At 70.7% G+C, this 16,863-nt stretch carries 16 protein-coding genes and 1 pseudogene; 10 read left to right on the forward strand and 7 right to left on the reverse strand.

Translation table 11 applies throughout. The annotated features are described in order from the left end of the window. Positions 1-6: 6 nt before the first annotated feature. The 5 genes and pseudogenes from VG296_RS24900 to VG296_RS24920 all read right to left on the reverse strand — a co-directional run bounded on the left by VG296_RS24900 (position 7) and on the right by VG296_RS24920 (position 5,338). A complete protein-coding gene (locus VG296_RS24900) occupies positions 7-1,671 on the reverse strand; it encodes an MFS transporter (RefSeq protein ID WP_349259680.1) in 1,665 nt (554 codons plus the stop codon). Positions 1,672-1,843: 172 nt separating this feature from the next. Beyond that, complete coding sequence (locus VG296_RS24905; RefSeq protein ID WP_325569695.1) at positions 1,844-2,632, reverse strand: hypothetical protein; 789 nt, start codon at positions 2,630-2,632, stop codon at positions 1,844-1,846. A 369-nt stretch (positions 2,633-3,001) separates the two neighbouring features. Then, positions 3,002-3,685: pseudogene (locus VG296_RS24910) on the reverse strand (ABC transporter ATP-binding protein); the annotation flags it as partial. A gap of 32 nt (positions 3,686-3,717) precedes the next feature. Continuing rightward, positions 3,718-4,542 carry an ABC transporter permease gene (locus VG296_RS24915; RefSeq protein WP_325569699.1) on the reverse strand — a complete coding sequence of 275 codons (825 nt, stop codon included), beginning with the start codon at positions 4,540-4,542 and terminating at the stop codon, positions 3,718-3,720. 4 nt (positions 4,543-4,546) lie between these two features. Then, positions 4,547-5,338: an ABC transporter permease gene (locus tag VG296_RS24920; protein WP_325569701.1), complete on the reverse strand. Its 792-nt coding sequence runs from the start codon at positions 5,336-5,338 to the stop codon at positions 4,547-4,549. A gap of 154 nt (positions 5,339-5,492) precedes the next feature. Here VG296_RS24920 and VG296_RS24925 point away from each other — a divergent pair, with 154 nt between their 5' ends. Genes VG296_RS24925 through VG296_RS24950 form a run of 6 tightly spaced genes read left to right on the forward strand, consistent with a single transcriptional unit; the run spans position 5,493 to position 10,286 of the window. After that, complete coding sequence (locus VG296_RS24925; RefSeq protein WP_325569703.1) at positions 5,493-6,092, forward strand: hypothetical protein; 600 nt, start codon at positions 5,493-5,495, stop codon at positions 6,090-6,092. Next, positions 6,089-7,099 (forward strand): ADP-ribosylglycohydrolase family protein, encoded by a 1,011-nt coding sequence (locus VG296_RS24930; protein ID WP_325569704.1) that lies wholly within the window; start codon positions 6,089-6,091, stop codon positions 7,097-7,099. The genes VG296_RS24925 and VG296_RS24930 overlap by 4 nt, the downstream gene beginning before the upstream one ends. Positions 7,100-7,130: 31 nt before the next feature. Beyond that, a complete protein-coding gene (locus tag VG296_RS24935) occupies positions 7,131-8,090 on the forward strand; it encodes a GlxA family transcriptional regulator (protein WP_349259681.1) in 960 nt (319 codons plus the stop codon). Between the two features lie 54 nt (positions 8,091-8,144). Further along, on the forward strand, positions 8,145-8,780 hold the full coding sequence (locus tag VG296_RS24940; protein ID WP_325569707.1) for a DJ-1/PfpI family protein: 636 nt from the start codon (positions 8,145-8,147) through the stop codon (positions 8,778-8,780). A gap of 33 nt (positions 8,781-8,813) precedes the next feature. Beyond that, on the forward strand, positions 8,814-9,470 hold the full coding sequence (locus tag VG296_RS24945) for a pentapeptide repeat-containing protein (protein WP_325569709.1): 657 nt from the start codon (positions 8,814-8,816) through the stop codon (positions 9,468-9,470). A gap of 21 nt (positions 9,471-9,491) precedes the next feature. Further along, positions 9,492-10,286, forward strand: a complete 795-nt coding sequence (locus tag VG296_RS24950) for a Sir2 family NAD-dependent protein deacetylase (RefSeq protein WP_325569711.1) — start codon at positions 9,492-9,494, stop codon at positions 10,284-10,286. Between the two features lie 65 nt (positions 10,287-10,351). Here the strand turns inward: VG296_RS24950 and VG296_RS24955 are convergent, their stop codons facing one another. Further along, entirely contained in the window at positions 10,352-10,843 is a 492-nt protein-coding gene (locus VG296_RS24955) for an NUDIX domain-containing protein (RefSeq protein ID WP_325569713.1), read from the reverse strand. 38 nt (positions 10,844-10,881) lie between these two features. On the opposite strand from VG296_RS24955, the gene VG296_RS24960 reads away from it, so the two are divergent. From VG296_RS24960 to VG296_RS24970, 3 genes are all read left to right on the forward strand, one after another. Further along, entirely contained in the window at positions 10,882-12,309 is a 1,428-nt protein-coding gene (locus VG296_RS24960) for a pyridoxal phosphate-dependent decarboxylase family protein (protein ID WP_325569715.1), read from the forward strand. Positions 12,310-12,383: 74 nt separating this feature from the next. Further along, positions 12,384-14,069, forward strand: a complete 1,686-nt coding sequence (locus VG296_RS24965; protein ID WP_325569717.1) for a serine/threonine-protein kinase — start codon at positions 12,384-12,386, stop codon at positions 14,067-14,069. Positions 14,070-14,079: 10 nt separating this feature from the next. After that, positions 14,080-15,261, forward strand: a complete 1,182-nt coding sequence (locus VG296_RS24970) for a M48 family metallopeptidase (RefSeq protein WP_325569719.1) — start codon at positions 14,080-14,082, stop codon at positions 15,259-15,261. Between the two features lie 3 nt (positions 15,262-15,264). Here VG296_RS24970 and VG296_RS24975 read toward each other — a convergent pair whose 3' ends face one another. Further along, positions 15,265-15,933 carry a hypothetical protein gene (locus tag VG296_RS24975; RefSeq protein ID WP_325569721.1) on the reverse strand — a complete coding sequence of 223 codons (669 nt, stop codon included), beginning with the start codon at positions 15,931-15,933 and terminating at the stop codon, positions 15,265-15,267. A 485-nt stretch (positions 15,934-16,418) separates the two neighbouring features. Between VG296_RS24975 and VG296_RS24980 the strand changes: the two genes are divergently transcribed. After that, entirely contained in the window at positions 16,419-16,862 is a 444-nt protein-coding gene (locus VG296_RS24980) for a GNAT family N-acetyltransferase (RefSeq protein ID WP_325569723.1), read from the forward strand. Position 16,863: the final 1 nt, after the last annotated feature.

The following is a 16,863-nucleotide window of genomic DNA, read 5'->3' on the forward strand; positions in this document are numbered from 1 at the left end:
GGGGCGTCAGGCGTCCGCGAGCTTCGGCTTGGCCAGGCTGGCGGCGGCGCCGACCAGGCTCATGCCGATGGCGAGCCAGAACACGATCATCAGCCCGTGGTGGAAGGGGCCGGAGATCAGGTTCGGGAAGAACTGGTGCCCGGTGAGCGTCGCGGCGTTCTGCTTCGGCAGGCTGGCGAGCACGTGGCTGCCGAGCAGCTGCTGCATCGGGTTGTAGCCCAGGAACGCGGCGAACAGCACGCCGACCGGCGGGATCGCGGCCACCTGCTGGGCCACCGCGGCGGGCACGTGCTGCGCGGTGAGCTGGGTGACGATCGTGCTCGGCAGCGCGCTGGCCAGGCCGATGACCATCAGCGAGAAGAACACGCCGATGGAGAACAGGCTGCCCGCGTTCATGAACGTGGCCCGCATGCCCGAGGCAGCGCCGCGCTGCGAGGGACCGACGCTCGACATGATCATCGAGGTGTTGGGCGCGGAGAACATGCCGCCGCCCACCCCGTTGAGGAAGATCAGCAGCGCGAAGACCGGGTAGCTGAAGTTCGTCGGCAGCGCCAGCATCCCGCCGAAGCTCACCGCCATCAGCAGCAGGCCCGAGCAGGCGAACGAGCGCTGGCCGAGCCGGTCGGAGAGCTTCCCGGAGACGGGGCCCGACACCAGGAAGCCGATCGTCAGCGGCACCAGGTAGATGCCCGCCCACAGCGGGGTGTCCGCGTAGTCGTAGCCGTGCAGCGGAAGCCAGATGCCCTGCAGCCAGATGATCAGCATGAACTGCAGGCCGCCGCGCGCGACGGCGATCAGGAACGAGGCCGCGTTGCCGCTGGAGAACGTGACGTTGCGGAACAGCTTGAGCTGGAACATCGGCTCGGCGACCCGCGCCTCCACGATGAGGAAGACGATCAGCAGCGCGACGCCGCCGACCAGACCGGAGATGATCCACGGGCTCGTCCATCCCATGGTGTGCCCGCCGTAGGGCTGGATGCCGTAGGTGATCGCGGCGAGCAGCGAGGCGAGACCGGCGGCGAACGTGATGTTGCCCCACCAGTCGATCTTGCCCTTGCGCTTCACGCTGGTCTCGTGCAGCGACTTGTAGGCCCAGATCGTGCCGAGCACGCCGATCGGCACGTTGACCCAGAAGATCGAGCGCCAGTCCCACGAGGCCAGCACGCCGCCGAGGACCAGGCCGATGAACGAGCCGGCGAGCGCGGCGACGATGTTGATGCCGAGCGCCATGCCGCGCTCGTTGGCCGGGAAGGCGTCGGTGATGATCGCGGCGGAGTTCGCCATCAGCATCGAGCCGCCGATGGCCTGCACCACGCGCCAGCCGATCAGCCAGATCGCGCCCTTGCCGCCGGTGAACGGGTCGAGCGAGAGGATGATCGAGCAGACGGCGAAGATCGCGAAGCCGAGGTTGTACAGCTTGACGCGGCCGAACATGTCGCCGAGCCGGCCGAGCGTCACCACCAGCACCGCGGTGACGAGCATGTAGCCCATCAGCATCCACAGCAGGTAGCTGGTGTTGGAGGACTGCAGCGGGTTGAGCTTGATGCCGTTGAAGATCGCGGGCAGCGAGATCAGCACGATCGAGCTGTTGATCGTGGCCAGGAGCATGCCGACGGTGGTGTTGGTCAGCGCCACCCACTTGTAGTGGGAGTGCTCCGGACCCGCGCTCATCGCGTGCCGGAAGTGGCCGAATTTCGAATGCGGGACCGGCCGGGGGGCACCGACCGTGGTTATCGAGCCGTCGCTGGACATGAATCATCCTTACCCGGAACTAGTTAGCTAATGTAAACTAATCAGATTCCGGCCGGAGCTCGTCCCGTTTTCCGCGCTCCCGGGCGAATCGTTACCCTTCCGCAACCCGGTGCGGGGCGGCGCCGAGCAGCCCGGCGGGCCACGGCGCCCCGGCGGCGGACGCGGCGCACACCGGGCCCAGCGTGCCCCCGGCCGCGCTCCAGACGCCGGGCCACGCGGGGTGCCGGTCGGTCAGCGGGGCGCGGCACTCGGGCTCGGCGCAGCGCACCACGCGCAGGCCCTGGCGGCTGAAGCAGTCGTCGATGTCGCCGGCGGCCTCGGCCCCGCCGATCGCGGTGGCGGTGCGCCCGGCGGGGCTGGCGCCGAAGGCGGCCCACCAGTCGTGCCAGGTGACCCACGGCGCCGGGTCGAAGCGGGAGAGCCAGCCGAGCCGCGGGCTCGCCCCGGACAGGTCGGCGGTCACCTCGACCTCGCCGTGGCCGGAGACCGCCGCGAACTCCTCGAGCGCGGCGCGCACCGGGGCGACCGCGTCGGCGGCCTCGCCCTCGTGGTTGAGCAGCACCGCGGCGACGAGCCGCGCGAGGTCCTCGCCGATGTGCACGACGGCGCTGGCCACCAGGCGGCCGCTCTCGACGGCGATGGTCAGCCGGCCGGAGTCGCCGTCGAACCAGAAGGTGGGCGGGCTGCCGAGCATCGCGCAGCGGACGGCGTCGGCCGGGGCCGCGTAGCCGCGGGCGAAGGAGCTGCCGGGGCCGGGCACCGAGATCGAGGACTGCGAGCGGTCGGGGGCGGGCGCCGGGGAGGCGAGGGAGAGCCGGGCCGGGGCGGTCGCGGTGCGGGCGGGCAGGGTGCTGACGGACGAGGGGGGCAGACCGTGCATGGGGCGTCCTTCCGACGCGGGCGGGCCGGGGACTGAGGAGGTTTCGGGCGCGGACGCGGCGGGGTCCGTCCCGTAGCGCTGTCCGGGAACGGCGCCGCGCGCGTCGATGGGCTGCGGCGCGCCGGGGCTCGCCGCGCGTTCGGCGCCGCGCGCGGCCGGGCGGGCCGGCCCGCGCCGGGGCCGGCCCTTGTTCCTCGCCTTCGCCGAGCCGCTCATCGGGCACCTCCGCCACGTCGCCTGAAGATCTTCAGTTGATCGTCACCCAGGCGGCGGAACTGATCGCGGAGGCACGCCGTTCACTCACTCGGTTGTATCAACCAACGATCTCCCCAGGTACAGCTCACGGACCACGGTCTCCAGATCCCGGTCCGCGCGCAGGTCGGCCAGCGAGCCGTCGTAGGTGACCCGGCCGTGGTCGATCGCGACGACGCGCGAGCACAGCCGCTCGATGTCGGCGATGTCGTGCGTGGTGAGCAGGATCGTGGTGCCGGTGCGCCGATTCAGATCGCTGAGGAACTCGCGCACGGCGTGCTTGGACACGACGTCGAGCCCGATCGTCGGCTCGTCCAGGTAGACCACGGCCGGGTCGTGCAGCAGCGCGGCGGTGATGTCGCCGCGCATCCGCTGGCCGAGGCTGAGCTGGCGGACCGGCTTGTCCAGGAACGGGCCGAGGTCCAGGGCCTCGGTGTAGTAGGCGAGGTTCGCGGCGTAGCGGCTCGGCGGGATCTTGTAGAGCCGCTGGAGCAGCGTGAACGAGTCCTTGAGCGGCAGGTCCCACCAGAGCGTGGTGCGCTGGCCGAACACGACGCCGATCTGCCGGGCCAGCCGGACCCGCTCGCGCTGCGGCTCGTACCCCGCGACCCGCAGCAGGCCCGAGCTCGGGCTGAGGATGCCCGTCAGCATCTTGATGGTGGTGCTCTTGCCCGCGCCGTTGGGTCCGATGTAGCCGACGAGCTCGCCCGCCGCCACGCGCAGGTCGATGCCGTCGACGGCGGTGAAGGGGGCGGACTTGCGGGAACTGAACGTCTTGGTCAGGCCTTCGGCGAGGATGATCGGCTCGGTGATCGAAGAGAGGGTCACGTGGCTCAGCTCCCGGTCGAGCGGTAGTGGCGGATGCAGGCGCGCCAGGCGAGCGCGGCGAGCCCCGACAGCAGGGCGGCGGCCGGCGGCGAGGCGAAGCGGAGGAAGCCCGGCAGGCCGAAGGGGTCGGAGTGGCCCAGCACGTAGAGCGAGGGCTGCCAGGTGACGAACGCGACCGGCAGCACGAAGGTCAGGGCGAGGCCGAGCGGCCTGCCGAAGATGTTCAGCGGGTACTCGGTCGCGTTCTCGGAGCCGTAGGTGAAGCTGTTCGCGACCTCCTGGGCGTCCACGGCGATGAAGCTGACGCAGCCGGTGAGCACCCACAGCGCGCAGTAGAGGGCGAAGCCGCACAGGACCGTGCCGACGCAGACCGCGCCCTTGAGCACGGTCCAGTGCACCGGCAGCGCGTGCAGCGCCCAGCCGAGCGTGAGAATCGGCGTCAGGAGCTTGCCGAAGCGCTTGGGCGTGAACTGGTCGGCCAGCACCTGCGCGAGCGAACTGACCGGGCGGATGAGTACGAGGTCGAAGTTGCCCAGCCGGATCATGGTCGCCAGGTTTTCGACGCCGCTGGCCACGACGTCGGACAGGGCGAAGGCAAGGCGCGTGGTGCCGTAGAGGTACAGCGTCTCCGGCAGCGTGAATCCGGCGATCGTCTGCACGTGCGTGTAGATGACCAGGATCGCGATCAGATCGAGGCAGGTGGTGAAGAACTGTGCGAGCGTGGTGAGCACGAGCGAGACACGGTACTGCGAGGCGGCGCGCATCCAGATGCGCACGAGCAGCAGGTAGGCGGCCGGGCCCCATAGCGGCTTGTCGTCGGCCTCGGTCATGACTTCAGCCACCTTGGACCACCACCTTGTGCCGCGCCACGTCGGTGAGCAGGCGTCCGGCACCGAGCAGTAGCAGGGCCCAGAGGCTTCCGAAGGCGAGTGCGTAGCCGAAGCCGCCGCTCTGCGTGCCGAGCAGCACGTTGATCGGCATCTGCATGGCCGCGGCCCAGGGCGTGTGCAGCAGGACGGTGCCGACCGCGCCCGGGATGATGGTGAGCGGGATGATCAGCCCGGAGCAGAACATTCCGAGCGCGACCAGGATCGAGGACATGCCGCGCTCGTCCATGGTCCAGAAGGTCGCGAGGCTGGCGAGGTAGCGCAGGCCGAAGCTGATCAGGTAGCCGAGAAAGCAGCAGACCGCGAACTCCGCCCAGCGCAGCGGGCTCAGCGGCAGCCTGACCGGGAACAGCAGCACGCCGAAGAGCACCGGGGGCAGGGTCCGCAGCATTCCGGCGCCGAGCGCGCGGCCGAGGTCGAGGGAGAGCCACCAGGTCTGGAAGTCGACGGGCCGGTAGAGGTCGACGGCGATGTCGCCGGTCCGGATGCGCGGGCCGAGGTCGGTGTTGTTCATGAAGATGCCCATCGGCGTGATGAGCCCTTGGGTGAGGAAGGCGTAGGTCACGGCGTCGGCCAGGTCCCAGCCGGCGATCTCGGGCTTCTGCTTCCAGAGCGCGATCAGCACGAACGCGCGGATGCAGCCGAAGACGGTGTTGGTGAAGGCGCCGGCGACGGCTGAGGAGCGGTAGGCCAGGTAGCGGCGCAGCGATAATCGGACAGCGGTCAGGTACACGCGCATGCGGAACTCCACAGGGCGAGGGATCGGAAGGAGAAAAGGGGGAAGTTCCGAGGCTGGCAGAGCGGATTCGCTCCGCACAACCGGTTTTTCACCTGTGGCGCGGCGCGCGCCGGGGCTGACGCCGTTCTTACGTCCGATCGGGTGAACTGGTGCCATGTCCAGCGATGAGAACGAGGGCGGCGCCGCCGATCCGATCGGGCAGTTCGACGCCTTCCGCGCGCGGCAGGCCGAGGAGCGCGCGCAGCAGGAGGAGACCCAGTCCGCGTACGCCTTTCCGCCGGAGTACGCGGCGCCGCCGGAGCCGGTCTTCTACCCGACCCAGCCGATGGCCGCCGCTCCGGCCAACCGGACGCGCTCGGTACTGATCTTCGTGGGCGCGGTACTGGTGGCCGGCGTGCTGGGCCTCGGCGCGTGGCTCGCGTTCGGCTCGTCGTCGAGTCCCGCGGCCACCGCGGCCTCCAGTGGATCGAGCGCGTCGGCCTCGCCGTCGCCCACGTCGAGCGCCAAGCGCGCCCTGACCTTCCGTGTGACGATCGTGTCGCTGGGCACTGATTCGTTCACCGGCACGGTCCTCTCGAACGGCGAGTCGGTGACCGTGACGCTGACCGACAAGACCCGCTTCGGCACGAAGGCCCAAGCGTTCAGCCGAGCCGATCTGCACGTCGGGGAACTGGTGGCCGTCCGAGGCAAGCGCACGGGGACGGCCACGGTCACGGCCACGGAGGTCGCCCAGGCCGTACGATCATCCGCATGACGGTTGCGGGCTCGCTGTTCGGTCTGGCCTACGGGGATGCGCTGGGGAAGGACACGGAGTTCGCCTCCGTCGCCGAGATCCAGCGGCGGTACGGTCCGAAGGGACCGGCCGATCTGCCGGAGCCCGCGCTCGTCACTGACGACACGCAGATGGCGTTGGCGGTCGGCGAAGGCCTCGTCGAAGTGTCGGGCGGCCCGCTGACGGCCGACATCCTTGCGCCGGTGTGGTCGCGGCGCTTCGTCGAATGGGCCCACTCCCCCGACAACAACCGCGCGCCGGGCACGACGTGCCTGCGCGCGTGCGCGGGGCTCTCGGAGGGCAAGCCCTGGGTCGAGGCCAGTCAGGCGGGCTCGAAGGGCTGCGGCGCGAACATGCGCGTCACCCCGGTCGGCCTGGTCGCGGGCATCTCCTCATCCACGAGGGCGGGTGCGGCGCAACTCCAGGCCGCGCTGACGCATGGTCACCCGACCGGTCTCGCGGCGAGCGAGCTCACGGCGTACGCGACCTGGTGGCTGCTCGGCGGTCTGCGGCCCGAGGACCTGCCGGGCGCGCTGCGGGCGCGGGCCGAGGAGCAACGCGAGGTCTACCACTACGGGTGGCTCGGCGACCTGTGGAAGCGTGCCCGGGACGGCTCCGCGGAATCCTTCATGGTGCGCGGCTGGGACGAGTGCCTCGGCGTGCTGGACCGGCTCGAGGCGGCCCTCCGGCTCGGTGACCGCGAATCAGACCCCTGTGGGCTCACCGGCGAGGGCTGGATCGCCGAGGAGGCGCTGGCCACGGCGCTGCTGTGCTTCCTGCTCTTCCCGGACGACCCGCCCGCGGCCGTGCGACGCGGGGCCACGACGTCCGGGGACTCGGACTCGATCGCCGCGCTGGCCGGCGCGTTCGCCGGCGCCGCGTACGGGATCGACGCGTTCCCGGCGGGCTGGCGCTCGCGGATCGAGTACGCGGACCGGCTCGAGGCCGTCGCGACGGGGCTCGCGGCGTCCGCGGAGCGATTGGCGTGATCACGGGGGCGACGTGAGCGACGGGAGCGAGATGACCCGCGAGATCGTCTTTCTGATCTTCCCCGACTTCCAGATCCTCGACCTGACCGGACCGCTCGAGGTCTTCTCGCAGGCCGAGCGGCGTGCGCGGGGGACGTACGCGCTGCGCCCGGTCGCCTTCGAGCCGGGGCTCGTGGCGGCGAGCAACGGCTTGTCCGTGCAGGCCGAGACGGCGCGGCCGTTCTCGGGTGCCGACACGCTGATCGTGGTCGGCGGGCGTGGGACGGACGCGGCGGTCGCCGACCCCCGGTACGTGGCGTGGATCCGGGACGCGGCCACGCGGGTGCGCCGGGTCGCGTCCGTGTGCAACGGCGCGTTCTTCCTGGCCGAGGCCGGTTTGCTGGACGGCCGGCGGGCCACGACGCACTGGAGCCGCGCCGCCGAGTTGGCCGTGCGGTATCCGAGCGTCGCCGTGGACGCCGACCCGATCTTCATCCGGGAGGGCGAGGTCTCGACCTCGGCGGGCGTCACGTCGGGGATCGACCTAGCGCTCGCGCTGGTCGAGGAGGATCTCGGCGGCGCCGAGGCCCGGCGTATCGCGCGGCAACTCGTGGTGTTCGTCCAGCGGCCGGGAAATCAGCGTCAGTTCTCGGCGCAGCTGACTGCCCAGCGGCCCGCGCGCGAGCCGATCCGCGAGTTGCTCGGATACATCGCGGACCATCCCGGGGCCGATCTGTCGGTGCCCGCGCTGGCCGCGCGGGTCGGGCTGAGCGAGCGTCAGTTCCTGCGCGTGTTCCCGACGGAGACCGGGCACAGTCCGTCCGGGTACGTCGAGGCCGTGCGGGTCGAGGCCGCGTGCCGCCTGCTGGAGACGACCGAGGACGGGCTCGACCGGATCGCGCGGGTCTGCGGCTTCGGCACGCTGCGCACGCTGCAGCGCTCGTTCCAGCGGGTCCTCGCGGTGGCGCCGCACGAGTATCGGGAGCGGTTCACCCGCCAGGGCATGGCGTAATCTGTCGCCCATGCGTCATTGCCGCCAGGCCGGTTCGGCGGCGAGACTCAGAGCATGGATATCGTGATTCCGATCTTCCCGAACTTCACCGCCCTCGACGCGATCGGGCCGTACGAGGTGCTGCGCCTGCTGCCCGACACGAAGATCACCTTCGCGGCGGCCGCGGCAGGGCTCGTGCACGCGGACAACCCGGCTCTCGCCTTCGACGCGACCGCCGCGCTGAGCGAGATCGACTCGGCCGACGTGCTGGTCATCCCCGGCGGCGGGGGCACGCGCGCCGCCATGAAGGACGAGGCGATGCTCGAATGGGTCCGCCGCATCCACGCCACGACCCGCTACACCACGTCCGTCTGCACCGGCTCGCTCGTGCTCGCCGCCGCCGGGCTGCTCGACGGCCTCGAGGCGACGACGCACTGGGCCCAGGTGGCGCTGCTGGAGAGCCTCGGCGCGAAGTACACCGAGCAGCGCGTCGTGCAGCAGGGCAAGATCGTCACCGCGGCCGGGGTCTCCTCCGGCATCGACATGGCGCTCACGCTCGCCGCGCAGATCGCCGGCGAGGACAGGGCCAAGGCGGTCCAGCTGATCATCGAGTACGACCCGCAGCCGCCGTTCGACGCCGGATCGCCCTCGAAGGCCGGTCCGCGGATCATCGCGCTGACCGGGGAGCTGGACGAGCCGGTGGCGGCCTGAGCGCGTGTCGGTGGCGCCGTCTACCGTGATGGCATGACGAAGATCCCGCAGGACGTGGCCGACCTGCCGTATGCGGAGGCGCTGGAGCCGGGCCCGAGCCCGCTCCGGCGCGACTGGAACTACGACCTGTGCCGCTTCGAATCCGCGAACGAGCGGGGTGCGGACGTGGGCAGCAGCCGGTTCACCGAGTGCGCCTTCGAGAACGTGCAGTTCGACGAGATGCGGATGCGGCGGACCAAGCACACCGACGTATGGTGGCGCGGATCGCGGATGCTGAGCACGGATCTCGCGGAGAGCGAGTGGCTGGACGTGACCGTGCTCTCCAGCGCCCTCGCCGGGATCGAAGCGTTCAGCGCGAAGCTGCGCCGCGTCGTCCTGCAGCGCTGCAAGCTCGACGCGGTGAACTTCCGCGGCGCCGAGCTGCACGAGGTGGTGTTCGAGGACTGCATCCTGCGGGACGTGGACTTCTCCGGGTCGAAGCTCAAGGATGTGAAGTTCCCGGGCAGCGCGCTGCGCGGGGCCAAGTTCGCGAAGTCGAAACTGACGCGGGTGGACTTCCGGGACGCGACCGTCGTCGAGGTCGTGGACGGCTACCAGAACCTGCGCGGGGCGATCATCGACAGCGGACAGGCCGTCGAGCTGGCGGTGGATCTGGCTCAGGCGCTCGGAATCTCGGTCAAGGATCAGTGAGTCATTCGATAGCGTGACCGCATGAGTGACGGCGTGGACCGTACCGAGACGACCGACGAGGTTCCGGACTGGCGGGAGCGGCGCGGTCCTGTCGCCGTGCTCACCGGCGCGGGCATCTCGACCTCCTCGGGTATCCCGGACTTCCGCGGGCCGATGGGCGTGTGGACGCAGAACCCGATCGCCGAGCTGACCGCGAACTACGCCGACTACCTGCGCGATCCCGAACTGCGGGTGCGCTCGTGGATCGCGCGGCGGGACAATCCGGCGTGGCACGCGCAGCCGAACGAGGGCCACTTCGCCCTGGCCGAGCTCGAGCGGCACCGCAGTGTGAGGGTGCTGACGCAGAACATCGACCGCCTGCACCACAGGGCCGGCTCGACGCCGCGCAAGGTGCTCGAACTGCACGGCAACATGTTCGAGGTCGTATGCACCCAGCCCGCGTGGCGCTGCGGCTGGACCGGCGCGATGCGCGGGGTGCTCGACCGGGTCGCGGCCGGGGAGCCCGACCCGCCGTGCGAGCGCTGCGGCGGGATCCTCAAGGCGGCGACGATCATGTTCGGCCAGAACCTGGACGAGGAGGTGCTGGGCCTGGCCGCCGCGATAGCCCGCGGCGCGGCCGTGTTCCTGGCCGTGGGCAGCACGCTGCGGGTGCAGCCGGCGGCCGGGCTGTGCGAGCTGGCCGCGATGCACGGCGCCGACCTGGTGATCGTCAACAACGAGCCCACCGCGTACGACGACCTGGCCACCGAGGTGGTGCGCGAGCCGATCTCCGAGGCGCTGCCGCGGATCGTGGCCGAGCTCAGCGCGGTCGGTTAGCGCGGTCGGTTAGCGCCGTCGGTCAGCTCGGCTGGCTCGCTCGCGTCGCCCGGGGCCGGTCCCGGTCAGAAGGTGTCGTTCTCCTGCAGGTACGCGACCCCGCGGAAGCCGTTGCCGATGATGGTGTCCATGCGGTGCCGCATGAAGGGGCGCAGGCCCTCGGGCAGCGCGTCCGGGGCGTAGAACCCGATCTCGGCGATCTCCTCCTCCTGCGGCACGAGCAGCGCCGGATCCGCGCAGACGCCCACGTCGAAGGTGAAGTTGAGGAACTGCACCGGCCCCATGCCGCGGCCGGCCCACTGCACGACGAGCAGCGTGGCCGGTCCGACGACCTCGTGCCCGAGCTCCTCGTGCACCTCGCGGATCGCGGCCTCGGCGGGCGGCTCGTTCTCGTCCACGACGCCGCCGGGCAGCGACCAGCCGTCGCGGTAGGTGTTGCGCACCAGAGCGATCCGGCCCTGCTCATCGCGCAGGACGGCGCTCGCGGACAGCGCGACCTTGGGCACGGAGGCGTACCAGGCGGCGGTCTCCTCCGGAGTGAAGCGGATCGTCGTCACGGAATGATCCTGCCATATTGGAGCTTTAAAGTTGGTCCATGAGCGACGTGCAGCAGTTCCTCGAATCGGCCGCGCGCGCGGCGTCCGGGCACCTGACCGGGCTCGATGAGCATCCGGTGTGGCGGCCGACGCCGGCCGGGCTGCGGTCCGAGCTCGCCGAGCAGCCGCTGCCGGAGGCGGGCGCCGATCCGGGCGCGCTGCTGGCCGAGATCGAGCGGCGGGTGCTGGCGTATCCGATGGGCAACGGGCACCCGGCGTTCTTCGGCTGGGTGAACGCGGCTCCGCACCCGGCCGGGATCGCCGGGGCGCTGCTGGCGGCGGCGGTCAACCCGTCCTCGGCGGGCGGCGACCACGCCGACATCTACCTGGAGCGCGCGGTCGTGCGGTGGATCGCCGACCTGGCCGGTTTTCCGCACGAGCAGGGCGCCGGGCTGCTGACCTCGGGCGCGTCCATGGCGACGATCGTGGCGATCGGCGCCGCGCGGCAGCGCGCGCTGGCGGGTGCGGGGTGGGACGTGCGCGAACGGGGCCTCTCCGGCGCGCCACAGCTCACCGCGTACGCGACGGCCGAGGTGCATTCCTGCGTGGGCAAGGCGATCGAGCTGCTCGGCATCGGCAGGGCGAGCCTGCGCACGGTGGCCGACGACGGCTTCGGGCACCTCGACCCGGCCGCGCTGCGCGAGGCGATCGCCGCGGACCGCGCGGCCGGGGCGCTGCCGTTCCTCGCGGTCGGCTCGGCGGGGACGGTCACCACGGGCGCGGTCGATCCGCTGCGGGACATCGCGGCGGCCTGCGCGGAATCAGGACTCTGGTTCCACGTGGACGGCGCGTACGGGGCGTTCGGCGTGCTGGACCCGGTGATCGCGGAACGGTACGCGGGCATGGAGCTGGCCGACTCGGTGGCGCTGGATCCGCACAAGTGGTTGCAGGTCCCGGCGGGCGTGGGCTGCCTGCTGGTACGCGACCGCGCGCAGCTGCGCGAGACGTTCTCGCTGGTGCCGCCGTATCTGCGCGACGACTCGGGCGATCCGCTCGGCTGGTACAGCGAGTACGGGATCGAACAGACCCGGCCGTTCCGCGCGCTGTCGGTGTGGGCGGCGCTGGCGGCGCGCGGCCGGAGCGGCATCGCGGCGGACATCGCGGCGTGCACGAACGCCGCACGGGAGCTCGACGAGATGGTCGCGAAGGACGCGGACTTCGAACTGGCGGCCGAGACAGAGGTCTCCATCGTCGCGTTCCGCTACGCGCCCGCGGGAATCGACGATGCGGAGGCCGACCGGATCACGCACGGTCTCGCGGCGGCGATCCAGGCGCGCGGCCGCGTGTTCGTCACCGACTCGCTCTATCGAGGACGCCCGGTGCTGCGTGCGTGCCTGATCAACCCGGCGGTCGGCGAGGCGGAGTTGCTGCTGCTGCTCGAGGAGGCGCGTGAGGCGGCCGTCGAGCTGGCCGAGCAGGGTAGATAACGCTGCGGGACCGGCTTGAGAACGGCGGCTGATCGCCGCGCCTGGCCGTCTGCACCCCGTACTACGCTGTCGCCGTGCTTGGATTGGGTGGGGATGATCCGCAGCGGCTCGGGCCGTACCGCTTGCGGGCAGTGATCGGCGACGGCGGCATGGGCCGGGTCTATCTGGCCACCTCGCCGGCCGGGCGCGCGGTCGCGGTCAAGGTCATCGGCCGGGGCCTGGCGAACCAGCCGGGCTACCGGGAGCGTTTCGCGCGCGAGGCCCGGGCGGCGATGTCGGTCTCCGGGCTGTACACGGCGAGCGTCGTGGACGCGGACACGACGGGGGAGAGTCCTTATATAGCCACCGAGTACGTGCCCGCGCCCTCGTTGGCGGAGTCCGTCGTCAAGACCGGCCCGCTGCCCGCGTCGGCGGTCTTCGCGCTGGCGGGCGGGCTGGCCGAGGCGCTGGTGGCGATCCACCGCGCGGGCCTGGTGCACCGGGACGTGAAGCCGCACAACATCCTGCTGGCCGCGGACGGCCCGGTGGTCATCGACTTCGGCATCGCGGTGGGCGATGAGACCTCGCTGACGGCCGTCGGCATGACCGTGGGCACGCCCGGCTACATCGCGCCCGAGGTGCTGCACGGCAAGGACCCGAGCGCGCGCTCCGACGTCTTCTCGCTCGGGTGTGTGCTGGTGTACGCGGCGCGCGGCACCGGTCCGTTCGGCACCGGCGACCCGCTGGCGATCGCGCATCGTTCGGCCACCGGCGAGCCGGACCTGACCGGCGTCCCCGACAACGTGAAGGCGCTCGTCACGCCGATGCTGCAACGGGATCCGGCGCGGCGCCCGACCCCGGAGCAGCTGTTGCAGCACGTGTCGCTGTCCTCGAGCGCGGTCCTGCACGACGGCCTGTGGCTGCCGGACGGTGTCAGGGGTCTGCTGAGCCAGCGCAAGCAGGAGCTGCAGCAGGCGCTCGGCGGCCCCGCGGCGGCGCCCGCGCAGTCCGCCGCGGGGCCTCCCGCGCCGCCGTCCCCGTCCGCTCAGCCTCCGTACCGCCAGCCGATCGCGTACACGCCTACCCCGCCCAGCGATTTCGCCGCGCTGCACGGCATGCCCGCGCCGGCCCCGGCCGTCTCACGGGACCGCAAGGGATTCCTCGCGCTGGTCGGCGTCGGCGGCGCGCTGGTGATGGCCGGTGCGATCACCGCTGTGCTGCTCGTCGACCGTGGCGGCAATAGTTCGCAGAACACCGGATCCGGCGGAACGGGAAGCGTCTCCGTGACCCATACGACGTCCGCCAACGCCATCGAGGCGACGACTTCGGCGAGTTCCACCTCCGGCTCCAGCTCGAGCGCCAACGGCGGTTCCACCAGCTACAAGCCCGGCACGTACACCGTGAACCAGCAGCTCGCCGCCGACCTGTTCGACAACACGGTGACGCTGAGCAGCATCACCGTGAACGGCGACGGCACCGTCTCGGCGAAAATTTCGTTCACCGCCGCGATCGACGGCGAGTGGACGTGCAGCGGAGCGAAGGCCGGCGAGACCGCGATGGAGGCCGGCGACAAGGTCCTGGACTACTCCACCGGCAGCGACTGCACGAAGAATTCCACCAAGACCTGGGAGATGACCATCGGGGAGACGGTCAGCGAATCGGAATACTTCACGAGCGCACCGACCGGAGGCGGCACATGGTCGTTCGCCATCGACTCGGGCGTGGACGGCACGACGGAGTTCGCGGGTTCGGTGACCGGCATCTCGATCCCGACGCAGTAAGAATGGACGCGTGACCGCCGATCTCGACGCCCCCGAAGTGCCCGACGTCCCGGACCTACCCGACTTCACGCCCGAGCAGTACGCGCGCTCGAAGGCCAGGAAGCGTGCCACGGCGCCGGTGCGCTACACGTCGCTCGCCACCGATCTCGTTGCCGTCTTCGTTCTCGGCTTCTCCCCTGCGGGCAGCGCACTCGTGCACGCTGCGGGCAAGCTGGCCGGAGGCGGCTGGATCGCGACGGCGTTGCTCGGCGCGGTGGCGTTGCGGGTGGTGCTGTGGCTGCTCGACGTGCCGTTCTCGCTGTGGCGGGAGCGGATCAACAAGGCGTGGGGCCTGAGTACGCGCACGCGGAAGCTGTTCTGGTTCGACTCGCTGCGCGGCTTCCTCATCGGCGGGATCCTGTTCGCGGCCGTATCGCTCGGCTTCTTCGCCATCACCCGCGCCGTGCCCGGCAACTGGCCGCTCGTCGCCGGAGCCTGCGGCGTGGCCCTCGTCTTCGTGCTCTCCTTCCTGCTTCCGGTCGTGATCGAGCCGCTGTTCAACAAGTTCCGTCCGCTCGAAGACGGCGAGCTGCGGACCCGGCTGATGGAGCTGGCGGACGGCTCCGGGGTCAAGGTGCAGGACGTCCTCGTCTCCGACGCCTCGAAGCGCACGACGGCGAACAACGCCTACGTCTCCGGCTTCGGCAGAACGCGCCGGATCGTGCTGTGGGACACGACGATCAAGAACTGCGAGACGGCAGAGATCGCCAGCGTCGCCGCCCACGAACTCGGCCACGCCAAGCGCCAGGACGTCGTCTTCGGCACCGCCGTGGGCGCTGTGGGCACGATCGTCTCAGTGGCCGTACTCGCCTGGGCGCTGTCACTTCACGTGCTGCACAGCGCCGCGCACGTCACCGGCCCGCAGGATCCGCGTGCGATCGCGCTGTTCCTCGCGATCGCGACGGTCCTCGGCGCGCTCGGCGGCCCGCTGTTCAACGCCTACAGCCGCCGCATCGAGCGCCGCGCCGATCAATTCGGCATGGACCTCACCCGCGACCCCGCCGCCGTCGTCGCCACCTGGCGCCGCCTCGCCGTCGGCAATCTCGCGGACCTCGATCCGCACCCGCTCACCGTGCTGCTCTTCGCCACCCACCCGCCGATTCCGGCAAGGCTCGCCCACGCACGTCAGTGGGCCGCCGAACACCGGGCCTAGCCCTCACAGGAAATCCCGCCAGAACTCGACCGTCGCCCGCGGATCCGGCGACGGATCGCTGGGCGCACTCTGCTCGTCGGACGGCCTCTGTTTGTCGGACGACCTCTGCTCGTCGGACGGCGCACCGAATTCGCGGTCGATGTAGTCGGCCAGATCGGCGCCGTAGCAGATGATGTCGGTCTGCCAGACGGACATCACCAAGTGTCCGTAACCGCCGTGGCCGGAAGGCAGATAGCGGTGGCCATAGACCGGAACAAGCTTCGGCACATCCGCAAGGTGCCTGCCAGCAACGTCAAGCGCCTGCCCGACGTCCTCCGGCCGCTCACCCCACTCGTCAAGCCAGCACACGTTGTGCTCGACGTCGAAGAGCACGCCCTCGACCGGCCAGTCCAGCCGCTTACGCAGCTCGTTCGGATCCCCACCCCGCCAATCGGGCCACGGTTCGCGATACGTGCGAATGACCCCAGGCGGATCGTCCTCGACGATGCTCACCGGCAGACCCGCCGCGAGAAACGCCCGATGATCGTCGGCGAACTCGAATCCGAACACCGCTTCGCACCGCGCGATCTCCGAGTCGGTCAGCCCCGCCTCGATCCTGCACACCCGCCCGTCCAGCCGAGCCAGCCGGCCCGCCGCCCTCACCCCGAGTGCCTCGCCCGCGCCGATCGCCACGCCGCGACAGTAGCCGCACCGGCGACCGCAGGTCCACACGTATAGCCAGATCCGGATCGCGGGCCGCCAGGCAGCCGACTTGCCGGCATCAGCAGGCTAACCGACCAAGAATCGCCGCTTCGCGACAGTGATCATCCGCCGCGCAGCTCCCAGCGCGGTCAAGTAGCGTCGGCGCCTTACGTGGAAGCCGACGAAGAGTCTCCCAACGTGAAGAAAAATGGGCGGACAAGATCAGTCCCCTTCGCGAACAGTTAAACGCCAGGCTCGCTCGGCTATATGAACGGTACGAGCCCTGACCCGACACTAGCCTCGGCGCTTCACTGCTGTCGGCCGGATGCAGCCCGCGGGTGCAACAGTGCTGCCTGGCCTGCGCTATTGCAGCCTGCCGCAGCCGCGGTTGGCTGGATCGACGCGCACTTGCGGGGCGCTGTAACCCTTCCCGGCCATTGCGTAGTACTTGACATCCCTGTGGCAAACTGCCTGCCATGACTGATGATCGCGCCGCGGCGTCACTGGCCGTTGGTGACCGTGACCCCGGGCTCGCCGAAGTCCTTGACAAGGGCTTGGACGAATACAACTTCGCAGCCACCGGGACGAGCAGGGCAGATCAGAGTGCCTTCTCCGTGAAAGTCACCGAGGCTGACGGGGAGATCATCGGCGGACTGACCGGATGGACCTGGGCCGGGTTGTGCGGCATCAGCATGCTGTGGGTGCACCCGGACCACCGCAAGGACGGCTGGGGCGCGAAGATCCTGGCGGCGGCCGAGGCGGAGGCGGCGCGGCGCGGTTGCGACCGGGTGTGCGTTTCCTCGTTCACCTTCCAGGCGCCGGGCTTCTACCAGAAATACGGATACGTCGAGACGGGACGGACACTGGGCATCCCCGGGGAGAACGAGGACGTCCATCTCTTCAAGCGACTCGGCCAGTGAG

Source organism: Actinospica sp. (genome assembly GCF_035552695.1).
GTDB lineage: Bacteria > Actinomycetota > Actinomycetes > Streptomycetales > Catenulisporaceae > Actinospica.

Coding starts and splice junctions, on each gene's coding strand:
- VG296_RS24900 (WP_349259680.1), bottom strand. CDS start 1,671: ATGAGCGCGGGTCCGGAGCACTCCCACTACAAGTGGGTGGCGCTGACC.
- VG296_RS24905 (WP_325569695.1), bottom strand. CDS start 2,632: ATGCACGGTCTGCCCCCCTCGTCCGTCAGCACCCTGCCCGCCCGCACC.
- VG296_RS24915 (WP_325569699.1), bottom strand. CDS start 4,542: ATGACCGAGGCCGACGACAAGCCGCTATGGGGCCCGGCCGCCTACCTG.
- VG296_RS24920 (WP_325569701.1), bottom strand. CDS start 5,338: ATGCGCGTGTACCTGACCGCTGTCCGATTATCGCTGCGCCGCTACCTG.
- VG296_RS24925 (WP_325569703.1), top strand. CDS start 5,493: ATGTCCAGCGATGAGAACGAGGGCGGCGCCGCCGATCCGATCGGGCAG.
- VG296_RS24930 (WP_325569704.1), top strand. CDS start 6,089: ATGACGGTTGCGGGCTCGCTGTTCGGTCTGGCCTACGGGGATGCGCTG.
- VG296_RS24935 (WP_349259681.1), top strand. CDS start 7,131: ATGACCCGCGAGATCGTCTTTCTGATCTTCCCCGACTTCCAGATCCTC.
- VG296_RS24940 (WP_325569707.1), top strand. CDS start 8,145: ATGGATATCGTGATTCCGATCTTCCCGAACTTCACCGCCCTCGACGCG.
- VG296_RS24945 (WP_325569709.1), top strand. CDS start 8,814: ATGACGAAGATCCCGCAGGACGTGGCCGACCTGCCGTATGCGGAGGCG.
- VG296_RS24950 (WP_325569711.1), top strand. CDS start 9,492: ATGAGTGACGGCGTGGACCGTACCGAGACGACCGACGAGGTTCCGGAC.
- VG296_RS24960 (WP_325569715.1), top strand. CDS start 10,882: ATGAGCGACGTGCAGCAGTTCCTCGAATCGGCCGCGCGCGCGGCGTCC.
- VG296_RS24980 (WP_325569723.1), top strand. CDS start 16,419: ATGACTGATGATCGCGCCGCGGCGTCACTGGCCGTTGGTGACCGTGAC.